The sequence below is a fragment of the Clostridium sp. JN-9 genome (assembly GCF_004103695.1).
GTDB lineage: Bacteria > Bacillota > Clostridia > Clostridiales > Clostridiaceae > JN-9.
Map to the genome: position 1 here is coordinate 3,184,098 of NZ_CP035280.1, position 12,610 is coordinate 3,196,707.

12 protein-coding genes and 7 tRNA genes are annotated in these 12,610 nt (G+C 32.3%); 4 read left to right on the forward strand and 15 right to left on the reverse strand.

Annotated features, from left to right (window positions below; all coding sequences use genetic code 11):
* Positions 1-4: 4 nt before the first annotated feature.
* The 9 genes from EQM05_RS15355 to EQM05_RS15395 all read right to left on the reverse strand — a co-directional run bounded on the left by EQM05_RS15355 (position 5) and on the right by EQM05_RS15395 (position 1,948).
* Positions 5-81: transfer RNA gene (locus EQM05_RS15355), tRNA-Asp, on the reverse strand.
* Between the two features lie 9 nt (positions 82-90).
* Positions 91-166 (reverse strand) — tRNA-Val (locus tag EQM05_RS15360).
* 8 nt (positions 167-174) lie between these two features.
* Positions 175-249: transfer RNA gene (locus tag EQM05_RS15365), tRNA-Glu, on the reverse strand.
* Positions 250-262: 13 nt separating this feature from the next.
* Positions 263-338, reverse strand: a tRNA-Thr gene (locus EQM05_RS15370).
* 8 nt (positions 339-346) lie between these two features.
* Positions 347-423: transfer RNA gene (locus tag EQM05_RS15375), tRNA-Asp, on the reverse strand.
* A 9-nt stretch (positions 424-432) separates the two neighbouring features.
* Positions 433-508: transfer RNA gene (locus EQM05_RS15380), tRNA-Val, on the reverse strand.
* Between the two features lie 9 nt (positions 509-517).
* A tRNA-Glu gene (locus tag EQM05_RS15385) sits at positions 518-592 on the reverse strand.
* Positions 593-757: 165 nt separating this feature from the next.
* On the reverse strand, positions 758-1,555 hold the full coding sequence (locus EQM05_RS15390) for a pyruvate, water dikinase regulatory protein (RefSeq protein WP_128750947.1): 798 nt from the start codon (positions 1,553-1,555) through the stop codon (positions 758-760).
* 15 nt (positions 1,556-1,570) lie between these two features.
* A complete protein-coding gene (locus tag EQM05_RS15395) occupies positions 1,571-1,948 on the reverse strand; it encodes a CoA-binding protein (protein WP_128750948.1) in 378 nt (125 codons plus the stop codon).
* A 152-nt stretch (positions 1,949-2,100) separates the two neighbouring features.
* Between EQM05_RS15395 and EQM05_RS15400 the strand changes: the two genes are divergently transcribed.
* Positions 2,101-3,729 (forward strand): IS1182 family transposase, encoded by a 1,629-nt coding sequence (locus EQM05_RS15400; RefSeq protein ID WP_128749912.1) that lies wholly within the window; start codon positions 2,101-2,103, stop codon positions 3,727-3,729.
* A gap of 190 nt (positions 3,730-3,919) precedes the next feature.
* Here the strand turns inward: EQM05_RS15400 and EQM05_RS15405 are convergent, their stop codons facing one another.
* Entirely contained in the window at positions 3,920-4,165 is a 246-nt protein-coding gene (locus tag EQM05_RS15405; protein WP_128750949.1) for a hypothetical protein, read from the reverse strand.
* A gap of 352 nt (positions 4,166-4,517) precedes the next feature.
* On the opposite strand from EQM05_RS15405, the gene EQM05_RS15410 reads away from it, so the two are divergent.
* Positions 4,518-5,750 (forward strand): NAD(P)/FAD-dependent oxidoreductase, encoded by a 1,233-nt coding sequence (locus EQM05_RS15410; RefSeq protein WP_128750950.1) that lies wholly within the window; start codon positions 4,518-4,520, stop codon positions 5,748-5,750.
* Between the two features lie 25 nt (positions 5,751-5,775).
* Here the strand turns inward: EQM05_RS15410 and EQM05_RS15415 are convergent, their stop codons facing one another.
* The 4 genes from EQM05_RS15415 to EQM05_RS15430 form a co-directional block, all read right to left on the reverse strand.
* A complete protein-coding gene (locus EQM05_RS15415) occupies positions 5,776-6,531 on the reverse strand; it encodes an acyl-ACP thioesterase domain-containing protein (RefSeq protein WP_128750951.1) in 756 nt (251 codons plus the stop codon).
* A 150-nt stretch (positions 6,532-6,681) separates the two neighbouring features.
* Positions 6,682-6,867 carry a DUF1858 domain-containing protein gene (locus EQM05_RS15420; protein WP_128750952.1) on the reverse strand — a complete coding sequence of 62 codons (186 nt, stop codon included), beginning with the start codon at positions 6,865-6,867 and terminating at the stop codon, positions 6,682-6,684.
* Between the two features lie 107 nt (positions 6,868-6,974).
* Positions 6,975-8,261 carry an adenylosuccinate synthase gene (locus EQM05_RS15425; protein ID WP_128750953.1) on the reverse strand — a complete coding sequence of 429 codons (1,287 nt, stop codon included), beginning with the start codon at positions 8,259-8,261 and terminating at the stop codon, positions 6,975-6,977.
* A gap of 65 nt (positions 8,262-8,326) precedes the next feature.
* Positions 8,327-9,736, reverse strand: a complete 1,410-nt coding sequence (locus tag EQM05_RS15430) for an FAD-dependent protein (protein ID WP_128750954.1) — start codon at positions 9,734-9,736, stop codon at positions 8,327-8,329.
* Positions 9,737-9,921: 185 nt separating this feature from the next.
* On the opposite strand from EQM05_RS15430, the gene pgsA reads away from it, so the two are divergent.
* The gene (pgsA, locus tag EQM05_RS15435) at positions 9,922-10,443 is read left to right on the forward strand and encodes a CDP-diacylglycerol--glycerol-3-phosphate 3-phosphatidyltransferase (protein WP_128750955.1); all 522 of its coding nucleotides are present in this window, start codon (positions 9,922-9,924) and stop codon (positions 10,441-10,443) included.
* A 95-nt stretch (positions 10,444-10,538) separates the two neighbouring features.
* The gene (gene lepB, locus EQM05_RS15440) at positions 10,539-11,072 is read left to right on the forward strand and encodes a signal peptidase I (protein ID WP_128750956.1); all 534 of its coding nucleotides are present in this window, start codon (positions 10,539-10,541) and stop codon (positions 11,070-11,072) included.
* Between the two features lie 682 nt (positions 11,073-11,754).
* On the opposite strand, the gene EQM05_RS15445 is transcribed toward lepB, so the two are convergent.
* Complete coding sequence (locus EQM05_RS15445; protein WP_128750957.1) at positions 11,755-12,423, reverse strand: DUF5680 domain-containing protein; 669 nt, start codon at positions 12,421-12,423, stop codon at positions 11,755-11,757.
* Positions 12,424-12,610: the final 187 nt, after the last annotated feature.

The following is a 12,610-nucleotide window of genomic DNA, read 5'->3' on the forward strand; positions in this document are numbered from 1 at the left end:
TTTTTGGCGACCTAGAAGGGACTCGAACCCTCGACCTTCGGCGTGACAGGCCGACACTCTAACCAACTGAGCCACTAGGCCATAGTTATGTGGTGGGCACAACAGGGCTCGAACCTGTGGCCCTCTGCTTGTAAGGCAGATGCTCTCCCAGCTGAGCTATGCGCCCACATTATATGGTGACCTCTAGGGGACTTGAACCCCTGTTACCACCGTGAAAGGGTGGTGTCTTAACCACTTGACCAAGAGGCCATATTAAATTTAATGGTGCTGGCAGCAGGATTTGAACCCGCGACCTATTGATTACAAATCAATTGCTCTACCAACTGAGCCATGCCAGCGATATAAATGGCGACCTAGAAGGGACTCGAACCCTCGACCTTCGGCGTGACAGGCCGACACTCTAACCAACTGAGCCACTAGGCCGTAATTATGTGGTGGGCACAACAGGGCTCGAACCTGTGACCCTCTGCTTGTAAGGCAGATGCTCTCCCAGCTGAGCTATGCGCCCACATTATATTGGTGACCTCTAGGGGACTTGAACCCCTGTTACCACCGTGAAAGGGTGGTGTCTTAACCACTTGACCAAGAGGCCATATAATATATATGTTATTAGGTTTGCGCAACCCGACATAGACTATAATACAAAATATTTCCCAATGTGTCAACATATTTTTTTGTTTTTCTGATTTATTTTTGTGATAAATACCTCCAAGGTCCTTATTTATCAATACTTTACGGAACTTATCTGACAATTTAATTACTGCTGTCCAATACTCTCCATTATTATAAAAGCTGTGTCCTCTATTGCTCTCTTTGTTACATCTATAATCTTACACCCTAACCTTCTCATAAGTCTATCCGCAAAATCCAGTTCATCCAAAACCCTTTCTGCATTTGCATATTGAATTGCATGAGATGCTGCCCTCAGCTTATCAATCCTATGCTTTCTGATTTCCATCAACTGAATTGGATCTATCGTTAATCCTATTATTTTATTTCTATTAATATTAAATAATTCATCAGGAACAGGTACCTCAGGCATTAAAGGAATGTTTAGTGCTTTTATACCCTTATTAGCCAAATACATGCAAAGGGGTGTCTTTGATGTTCTTGACAGCCCAATTAATACTACATCTGCATTTTTAATACCCGAATGATCCTTACTATCATCATATTGAATGGCAAACTCCATAGCTTCAATCTTTTTATAGTACTGATCATCCATGCTCAATATTGCCCCTGGCTTATAATCCGGGACCTTATTTAAAATTCTTGCTGCCATACTAATGCATGGTCCTAATATATTAGTTATATGAATTCCCTTTTCAATACATCTTTGGACTAAAAATTCTCTTACATCAACTAATACAATAGTAGAAACCACCATTGTATTTTTAGGATCTTCTACTCTCTTTATAAAGTTATTAACTTCTTCAAAACTATTTACATATGTTATTCTTTCAACCTCAATCACGTCGCTGAACTGACTGGCCGCTGCTCTTGCAACTTGATCAGCGGTCTCACCAATAGAATCTGATATGGCATAAATCTTCAACTTTTATCCACCATCCTATTTATTATATTTCGAAAGTTCTACCAGGGCACATCCTTCAATTCCTATAATACCTTTATCTTCACAATATGACAATATGTTATCACTTTCTGCACCAGGCTGAATTAAAATATACTTTATTCCAATATCATGTGCCTGTTTTATTATATCAATTCCTATCTTTGGGCTTATACATAAATCAACCACATCAACTTTTTGTGAAATATCTTTTAGTGATTTATACACATTATCATTATTTGCTCTTGGATTCACCCCATAGGCTTTAAAACCTGCTTTTTCAAGGGATTTAAATATTCTATGTGCATATTTTTCAGGGTTAGTTATGTCTCCGGCAACTGCCCAGTTTTTAAAATTCAGAAATTCCGAAGCTTCCATAATTATTCTCCTCCTAATTATCTTTTAATTTAATTCTATTTTATTTTTCCTCAATAGGGGCTGTTGCACTAAAATAATTGGTGCGGCAGCTTTTTTACATAAAAATAAATCTTCCACTCGAAAGAGTGAAAGATTTATAGTAAAATTAACATATGAGAAAATACATTAATTCACACAAAAATTATACTTTATATCGTGGAAATTATCAATTAAAACTTCCATTAAATATTGAGTACATGATTCCCAATAATGATTCAGTGCGTTTGCTAAGTCAATTTGTAGAGGAGATGGATTTAACAGATTTATATTCGACTTATTCCCGAATAAGGGAAAATCAGGCTACGCCACGTCAGATGCTGAAGATTGTACTTTACTCCTATATGAATCATAATTATTCATCAAGAGCAATGGAGCTATCCTGCAAAAGAGATGTAAATTTCATGTACCTTTTAGAAGGTTCACCAGCACCAGATCATTCTACTTTTGCAAGATTTCGTAGTATTCATTTTGCCCCGTGCTCAGAAACAATAATGGCTGAAATGTCAAATTTTCTTTATGAGATTGGAGAAATATCAGGAGATACTATATTTATTGATGGTACAAAGATAGAGGCATGTGCTAACAAGTATACTTTCGTCTGGAAAAAAGCAGTTTCAAAAAACCTGGAGAGATTACTTTCTAAATTAGCTGATTTTGTAGCCGAATGTGAGAAATTGTATGGAATAAAGCTTGTATACGAAAACAAAGTAAAAATGAAACATGTAAAAAAGCTACGCAAAAAGCTTTACGCCTTGAAAAAGGAAGAAAATATTGAATTTGTACATGGATGTGGTAAAAGGAAAACTCCTATTCAACGTTCTATTGAAAAACTTGAGGAATACCTTAGAAAGTTAAAAGAATATACACAGAAAATCCATACCTGCGGTAAACGTAATAGCTATTCCAAGACAGATAAAGATGCAACCTTTATGAGGATGAAAGAGGATGCTATGAAAAATGGTCAGTTAAAACCAGGTTACAATGTTCAGAATGGAGTAGATTCCCAATATATAGTATGGGTTACTGTTTGCGATAAGCCTGGGGACACAACAACATTGATTCCATTTATAAAAAGCATGGAGAATTCCTTGTACTTTAAGTATTTTAAAATTGATGCGGATTCAGGTTACGAGAGTGAAGAAAATTATCTTTATATCAAAGAAAATGGACAGCTATCATATATTAAACCAGCAAATTATGAAATATCAAAAACAAGAAAATATAAACATGATATAAGCAGAATAGAAAACATGGATTATACTGAATTGGGCGATTATTATACTTGCAAAAATAATAAGAAACTAACAGTAAATAAAATAGTAAAAAGGAAAAGTAAGACTGGCTATATAAGTGAAAAAACAATCTATACTTGTGAGGACTGCAGTAACTGTGTTTACAAGAGTAAATGCATAAGAGGACATAACTGTAAAACGCCATTAGAAGAAAGGGTTAAAAATCTTGAGACTTCAAAACTATTCAACATGCTTCGCAAAGAGGATCTTGAAAGAATTATAAGTGATGATGGTTGCGAGTTGAGAATGAATCGAAGTATTCAAGCCGAAGGCTCTTTTGGAGAGATAAAACAGGATATGGGATTTCGTAGATATCTATGCAAAGGTAAAAAGAATGTTTTGGCAGAAAGTATTTTGTTAGCAATGGCACATAATATAAATAAGCTACATAATAAAATTCAGTTAGATAGAACTGAAACGCATCTTTTTCCACTTAAAAAAGGTGCATAATTATCAAACTTTAAAATTTTAAAAACTCTGCAAATCAAAAAAAGCCTTAATATGAAAGGCTTATTAAAGTGCGTCTTTTTTTAATTATCAAGCTCATTGGGGACTAAAATATCATTAAATTTTCTATAAAACACAAAAAAAATGCTGCCGCGTTAGCATATTTTTTTATGCTAATGCGACAGCCCCATAATTAATTGGATAATAATAGTATATCCTGCTTATTGCCACCTATGACACTACAGACATTTCTCAGTGCTTTTTTATATATATTTATATTACTTTGCTGCTCTTTAATCTTTTTATCAGCTTCATCTATGAACAATAAGCAGCTGTCAATAAACTCACTTAAATCTACATCCTTTATGGTTACGTTAAAATTCTTACCAAACTTTGTACCATTTGCAAAAATTCCAAGAGGAATACTTTCATTTATCATTATGAATATTTTTTTCCTCCAGATTCCTTTTTTTATAAATTCAAAATCATCTTCTAATACATCTATAGATGTAATCTTTTCACCTATTTTATCTTCAATAAGCTTTATAATAACTGAGTAAAATGCTAAGCTTATTCCCTTATTTAATTTTATTTTAATTATATCCTTTAATTGATATATACTTTACAAAGTATATAGTTGGAAATTCACTATAAATTAATAGTATTATATGTTAAAATACAGTATAACTTACTTGTAAACTTTTAACTTATAACTCATAACTTATAACTCTTAACTTTTAACTCTTAACTCATAACTCTTAACTTTCAACTGAATAAGGTGGTGTATAAATTTGTTCCATAAAATTATCATTATTGGTGCCGGAGCTTCTGGAATAATGGCAGCAATTACCTGCAAGGACTTTGGGGAAGACGCAGCTATTATTGAGGGACAAAACAGAATTGGCAAAAAACTTTTAATTACAGGGAATGGCAGGTGTAACATTTCCAATATTAACACCAAACCGTCCAGATACCATAGCCATAACAAAGATTTTTTCATACCTGTTTTAGAGGCCTTTAACTGCCGCGACACGAAGGAATTTTTTGAAGGCTTAGGATTACCTCTAACCACACTTGATGACGGCAAAATGTATCCTATGAGCTTACAAGCATCATCTGTAATTGATATACTTAGATTTTCATTAGATGAAAGATCAATTCCTATATATTTAAATACAAATGTAATTGAGATAGAAAAGTTAAGCAAAGGTTTTAAAATAATAACAAATTCTAATGAAGAATTCACCTGTGAAAAGGTTATTTTAGCTTCAGGAGGAACCTCAGCATCAAATACCGGCTCCAATGGCTCTGGATATAGACTTGCTAAAAAGTTAGGACACGAAATTATTACTCCAATACCAGCCCTGGTTCAGTTAAAATTAAATTATGACCATTTAAAAGCACTGTCAGGTGTTAAATTTAACGGATTTGTAGAAATATACATAGATAATAACCTAAAAGGTAAGGATTTTGGAGAAATCCTTTTTACTGACTACGGCATATCAGGTCCCCCTATTCTTCAATTGAGCAGAATTGCCTCTTTGGGAGTATTTAATAAAAGTCATGTTACAATAAAACTGGACTTAATACCAAATCTATCAGATGAAAATCTCAAAGATTATTTATATAACCATTTTGGTATATTCAGCTACAGATCTGTAATGGATTCCTTTATAGGTATAATAAATAAAAAAATAATCCCCATTCTTTTAAAGCAGGCTGGGGTTTCTGATATTCATAAGCCTTGTATGGATTTAACATGGCAGGAGAAGTCTAAAATTATTACATTGCTAAAGCATTGGGAATTTCAAGTTACAGACACTAATTCCTTTAGTAATGCTCAGATAACAGCTGGCGGTGTTAATACTAAACAGGTTAACAGTTCCACTTTGGAATCTAATATTGTGAAAAACTTATTTTTTTGTGGTGAAGTTCTGGACGTGGATGGAGACTGCGGTGGATTTAATCTTCAATGGGCATGGAGCTCAGGATTTGCTGCAGCAAAATCTGCCTGTAATAAATAAAGAGGTCAATTTATATGACCCCCCTTTATTTATTACTTGTCCAATTTGTTTCCATTATGGTTAGCTCAGTACCATTATTGCCTTCTATTTTATGTTTGCATAAAATAGTTCCATCCTGGTTATCTATAACCTGTACCTTTGACTTTACAATATCTCCATAGGTTGTCTCTTTTTCGTATGTAACTATTATATTGTTTAAAGAATGGTCCAATACGATTTCCTTTGGTACGGTTTCCAATGCCCAGGCCACATAATTAACATTATTTACATGCTTATTTGTATCAATATCGCTGTATCTGACATTAAATGTCTTTTCATATTGTGTTTGTTCCGGTGACTTTATTTTTTTAATTTTTACATCTGCATTGTCATCTTTTGAAATGCCATAAGCCAAATACATATCATCTGAAATTCTAATGGGTTTTCTTTTTTCAATGTCAATTAAAAACCAGACTGAATCAGCAGTCATAATTAAATCGTCCTTTGAATCATATACCTCATATTTTCTATAACCAAAAAACTTATTAAATGAACTTGGAACAGTTTTTATTCTTATTATTTCTTCCAGAAGAGGATACCTTTTTATATTTATGCTCCATTTATATAATACCCATGTTTTCTTGCGTTCTGCCATATAATCAATACCAACATTAAAATCTTCACTTTGATGATTTACTATATCATTGAAGAAATTCATTAAACTTGTAAGTAAAAGTCTCTTTTTATAATCGATTTCATAATAATGTATCTCATATTCCTTAGTTGTTACTTTACCGCTCATTTTATACCCCCCTAAATAGATTTTAAAGTAAATCAACGTATAGTAATATAATATCAAATATACTAAGCAATCTAAATGAAATTAGAATTTGTTTACAAAAAAATAATAAAAACAGAACATATACGTTCTGTTTTTATCTATAGCGTGGAATTACTTATTTAATGCCTGTAGTAATTCCTCTATATTCATTCCATGTACCATAGCAGCTTCTTCTAATGTTTCAGCCTGTGAAGCTGGACATCCTATGCATCCCATTCCAAATTCCATTAGAGTTTCAGCTGAATTAGGGAAATTTCTCACTATTTCACCTATTGTCATTTCCTTGGTAATTTTCATATTATCAACCTCTCTTTTATTAACAAAATGAATGTATTATAATTATACATCATTTATCCATTAATTCAAGTAGGCACTTTTTCCATTCTTAGTACCAAAATAGAAATCTATAATTTTGATATCTTCATTGTCTGATCTCTTCTTGGGCCCACTGAAACTATTGATACTCTGGTTCCTGTAAATTCCTCTATCTTTTTAATATATTTTTTGGCGTTATCTGGAAGCTCATCAAAGCTTCTTGCATTAAGTATACTTTCATCCCATCCCTGAAATTCTTCAAAAACGGGTTCGCATAAAGCTATATCTTCAAGACTAGCTGGAACATAATCAATTATCTGACCCTTAAATTTGTATCCAACACATACCTTTATCTTATCAAGACCTGCTAAGGTATCTATTTTAGTAACAGCAAAACTTGTTAATCCAGACACTCTTGCTGAAGTCTTTAAAATAACAAGGTCAAGCCATCCGCATCTTCTTGCTCTTCCTGTTGTTACTCCAAATTCATGTCCTTTTTCTCTTATCCAATCACCAGTTTCATCTAAAAGTTCAGTAACAAAAGGTCCCTTTCCTACTCTTGTAGTATATGCCTTTGCAATACCAACAGCATTTGTAACCATTGTTGGTCCTATACCAGCTCCTATGCATACTCCACCTGCTATGGTGCTTGATGATGTAACATAGGGATAAGTGCCATAGTCTATATCTAATAGAGTTCCCTGGGCGCCTTCAAATAATACCTTTTTATTTTCTTTTATTTTATTATAAACTATTACTGATGAGTCCTTAACAAAAGGCCTTAGCATATCAGCATATTCCATATAATCATTATAAATTTTATCAAAACTTAAAGGTTCTTCATTGTACACCTTGCATATAATATTATTTTTATCTTCAATGTTTATAGAAAGCTTTTCCTTAAATACTTCTTTATGCATTAAGTCGCATACTCTAATTCCGCTTCTCTCCATTTTATCTGTATAGCATGGTCCTATTCCCTTACCGGTAGTTCCTATATCTCTTTTTCCTCTTGCTCTTTCCTTTATACCATCCATAACTTTGTGATATGGCATTATCAATTGAGCTCTGTCACTTATTATTAAGTTTTCCGGAGTAACGGATACTCCAAGACCCTGTAAGTATTTTATCTCTTCAAATAAAGCTTTAGGATCTAATACTACACCATTTCCTAATATATTCAGCTTATCCTTATACAATATACCTGATGGTACCAAATGAAGCTTATATTGTTTATCTCCTACTTCAACTGTATGACCAGCATTATTACCACCTTGAAATCTGACAACTACATCGGCATTTTCTGCCAGGTAATCAGTCATTTTACCTTTACCTTCGTCGCCCCATTGAGCTCCTAATACTATTAATGATGACATGATTCATTCCTCACTTTCGTTAGTTAAACCTTTTTTCACATTATGCACTAAAATTTTAATTATTATCAGCTTTCCTTTTTATTTATGCTTCTAGCCACTACAACACCAGTTACAGATGCCTGCATTAATCCTCTGGTTATACCGGCACCATCTCCTATAGTATAAAAATTACTTATAGGTGTTTCAAATTCCTTATTGGTGTGGAACTTACTAGAATAGAACTTAACCTCAACACCATATAATAAAGTATTCTTGCTATAAAGGCCAGGAGCTATTTTATCAAAAGCCTTAAGTGCCTCTACTATGGAAGTCAGATGTCTTTGAGGAAGCACAAAACTTAAATCTCCCGGAACTGCTGACTTAAGTGTAGGTATTGTAGTTGATTTTTTAAGTCTTGCTGCATCTGTTCTCCTTCCATTTAATAAATCTCCTAATCTTTGCACCATAATAGGTCCACCTGTAAGCATATTTCCAAGCTTAGCTATATATTTACCATAATCAATTGGCTGATTAAAAGGCTCAGTAAATGTAGTAGAAACCAGCATTGCAAAATTAGTATTATTTGTTCTCAGCTCTTTTTCAGAATAACTATGTCCATTAACCACAGCTATTTCCCCATCGTAGTGTTCTTCTGAAACAACTCCGCCAGGGTTCATACAAAATGTCCTTACTTTGTTATCAAAAGTATCCGAATAATAAACCAGTTTTGCTTCATATAAATCTTTAGTTAAATGATCCATAATTGAATTTGGGACTTCAACTCTCACCCCAATATCTACTGCATTATTGGTGGTTAAAAGCTTTAGCTTTTTTGCCTCATCTGCTAACCATTCTGCTCCGCCTCTGCCTGGCGCTGCAACAACATAATTAGCTTCAACTGTAGTTTCACCCTGTTTGTTATTTAAAACTACACCTTTGACTTTGTTATTTCCCACTATTATATTTGTAACCTCAGTTAACTCGAAAAATTCAGTATTTGTATTATCCATTAGATGGTGATACATCTTTTTTAAAACTTCATAAGCAAGTTCTGTTCCCAAGTGTCTCACAGCACATTCAATAAGGCGTATATTGTGCTTACTTGCTTCATATTTTATTTTATCAACATTTTCGTTGTTTAATCCATATACAGTTTTATTTGCCCCAAATTGAAGATATATATCATCACAATATTTTATTAACTTTTTAGCTTCATCTTCAGAGTAGTACTCTAATATTCTTCCGCCTACCTCAGGGCTTAGCGACAATTTGCCATCTGAGAACGCACCTGCTCCGGACCATCCAAATGTAATGCCGCAGGGCTTACAATTTACACATTTACCTGTAGTTCTGGCCGGACAACTTCTTTTTTCAATATTTCTTCCCTTATCAACAATTAAAACACTAAGCTTAGGATTTAATTTTGTAACCTCAAGGGCTGTAAAAATACCAGCAGGACCAGCACCGATTATTACTATATCATAATATTTTTTCAAAGCGCATCCCTCCTTCAATATGTTATCAAAACAAAGTTACTAAGTCAATAAAATTCCGAATATTATTCTGTTTATTTATTATATAATTCGTATATATTGAGTTTTATAATTTATATTGGTAAACTTATATATACTTATAATTTAGGCAATACTATAAAAAAACAAAATAAAACGGGGTGATTTAAATGAATATACCCAATGCACTTACACTTTTTAGATTATTTTTAGTTCCAGTTTTTGTGCTTGTATTTTTTTCAAACATTCAAAATAACTTAATAATATCTGTAATTATATTTCTTTGTGCAGGCCTTACCGATATATTAGATGGTTATATTGCAAGAAAATATAATTTAATTACAAAATGGGGTATGGTAATTGATCCTTTAGCAGATAAATTAATGCTGGTTACAGTATTAACCTGTCTGGTTATTAAATCATATATACCACTATGGATTTTAATAATTATTGCAGTTAAGGAATTATCTATGGTTGCTGCAGGGATTATTTTATATAACAGGAATATAGTAATACCTTCAAATGAATTTGGTAAAATAACTACAATAATGTTTTATATATCTATATTTGCCTTAACAGTAAATAAAACCTTAGGCAGATATTTAATCTACCTGTCTGTACTTGGAGCTTTAATTACATTTATAAATTATCTTTTAATATATTTAAATGGAATATCCAGTGAAAGAATATAATCACTTCTCTTTTTTATATATAAAAGTGCTTTTTTTTAAACCCAAAATATAATATAATAGTCCTATGGTAAATTATTACAAAGAGAAGGTTATTTATGAAAAACTTAAAATACTATATAATTCAATTAGTCATCACTTTGCTCATTGCAATTATTGTTTCATTAATAATTACAGTTCCTAAAGTTGAAGGGACATCAATGAATCCTACATTGAATGAATCAAATTTATCTAATGATAGGATTATAGTTGAAAAAATAAGCACTATGAGACATGATTTAAAAAGAGGTGAAGTTGTTATTTTTAAGCCCTATAGAAATAACAATACTTTGTATATAAAAAGAATCATCGGACTCCCTAATGACATTATTGAAATTAAAAATAATTTTGTTTATATAAATGGTATTAAGCTGAATGAAAGCTATTTAAAACCTAATACTTTAACAGATCCCAAAATGGAAGTACATGTGCCTGACGATTGTATTTTTGTTTTAGGCGATAATAGAAGTGTTAGTAAAGACAGCAGACTTTTAGGATGTATCCCCATAGAAAATGTTGTTGGCCATGCCATGTTTAAATTTAATATAAAAAATCTGCAGTTTGGGAGTTTAGATACATATAAAGCCCCATAAATCTGCTCCCATATTTAATCATGCAATTCTGTCATTAAAAATATTTTAATTTTTAGAATATTCAGTTGACTTATTTCTAAGTTAATGATAGAATACAATTAAGAAGAAACAATGTTTCTTCCAGCAGATCCTAACTCATATTATGTTATGTAAATTAAAAAGTAGTAGGTAAATTATAAGCATTTGATGATATCAGGATATAGTTAATAGGTAGCACAAATATAGTGTATTTGGCTAATGCTTAACCATATAACAATATCTAATATAATGCTGAAAACCATTGTTAATGTAATGTAAATCAATATACAAGTATTATATCGTAGAAAGTTAGTAGTAAATATTTTAATAAAATTATGTGTCTACAGGATATATACTTGTAATTCAGTAATCTGCAATAAACTTTTATAGTACTTTAAAAAGTATTATAAAATATGCTAGAGGGTCAGGTGATAAATATTTCTGTTGAACCAATTTTTTCTGATGAGTTAGAATTTGCTTAACCACCAATTAGTAATTAACTGATTGGTGGTTTTAATTTATTTAAATCTATTATCATAACTTTAAACTCATAATTCAATATATAGTATAAGTTATCAACATTATCCACAATACATTGTTGATAACTATTTTCAAGTAATAATAATTGGACTAAATTGAAGGTATTGAATAAATCTCCCATGAGTTATTTTGTAGTACCACCATGGAAATAGCACTCATAAACTTTATTCTGACAATAATAGATTTCCTCATATCCCTGAAACCAATCTGAAGTTCCATTGACGGAGCACCGATAAAGAAACTTTTTATCTTGAAACAATCTAGGTCCGCGAAAAGGCAGTTCTTCTGATACCATAGATAGCGCTGCTTTTAGAAAATCTCCGCTGAAGTCATCGCTTAAAACTCTCCCGCTGTAATTCATTGCATAAACAGGATTATCCTTCACCCATACAGCCTCTTCACCGGAAAACATTTCGCCGCCAAGATATGTATCAATGTACAATAGATCTCCATCCCTATACTGAAAATCATGAGAACGCGGTCTTGAACTTTCGACTTCTGCTCCTTTACCAGCGTATGTCTTTCTTTTAGCTGTAATGAGAAACTCAATAATTTTATAGTGGTTTGCAGGTACTTGAACTATTTTTTTCTGACATTCATCATCTTTTACTAAATGATCAATGGTTACAAGAAAAACTTCACTCAAACGTATCAGATTTTCAATATCAGGATATGCCTGCCCCGACTCCCACTTTGCAACTGCCTGACGAGATACATACAGCATATCTGCAAGTTCTTCCTGAGTAAGTCCTTTGCTTTTGCGAATCAACTGGAGTTTTTCAGAAAAATTCATTGTTTTGCACCTTCTTTCTTACATTTAGAATAGCGCATCCCAAGCCAAATTACCAACAGGCCGCAGTTGCATTTATGCTACTTTTAGTTTCCAATGATAACATTAATTATTATTTATCTGCTTGTTATATAATCCAGATCAAACATACCATAAGAAACAAAAAAAGTGAAAGTACTCAAACTATAAC

Excerpts from the sequence above, each read along its gene's own strand:
- EQM05_RS15395 (WP_128750948.1), bottom strand. The coding sequence starts at position 1,948 with ATGGAAGCTTCGGAATTTCTGAATTTTAAAAACTGGGCAGTTGCCGGA.
- EQM05_RS15400 (WP_128749912.1), top strand. The coding sequence starts at position 2,101 with ATGAGAAAATACATTAATTCACACAAAAATTATACTTTATATCGTGGA.
- EQM05_RS15405 (WP_128750949.1), bottom strand. The coding sequence starts at position 4,165 with ATGATAAATGAAAGTATTCCTCTTGGAATTTTTGCAAATGGTACAAAG.
- EQM05_RS15415 (WP_128750951.1), bottom strand. The coding sequence starts at position 6,531 with ATGAGCGGTAAAGTAACAACTAAGGAATATGAGATACATTATTATGAA.
- EQM05_RS15420 (WP_128750952.1), bottom strand. The coding sequence starts at position 6,867 with ATGAAAATTACCAAGGAAATGACAATAGGTGAAATAGTGAGAAATTTC.
- EQM05_RS15425 (WP_128750953.1), bottom strand. The coding sequence starts at position 8,261 with ATGTCATCATTAATAGTATTAGGAGCTCAATGGGGCGACGAAGGTAAA.
- pgsA (WP_128750955.1), top strand. The coding sequence starts at position 9,922 with ATGAATATACCCAATGCACTTACACTTTTTAGATTATTTTTAGTTCCA.
- lepB (WP_128750956.1), top strand. The coding sequence starts at position 10,539 with ATGAAAAACTTAAAATACTATATAATTCAATTAGTCATCACTTTGCTC.
- EQM05_RS15445 (WP_128750957.1), bottom strand. The coding sequence starts at position 12,423 with ATGAATTTTTCTGAAAAACTCCAGTTGATTCGCAAAAGCAAAGGACTT.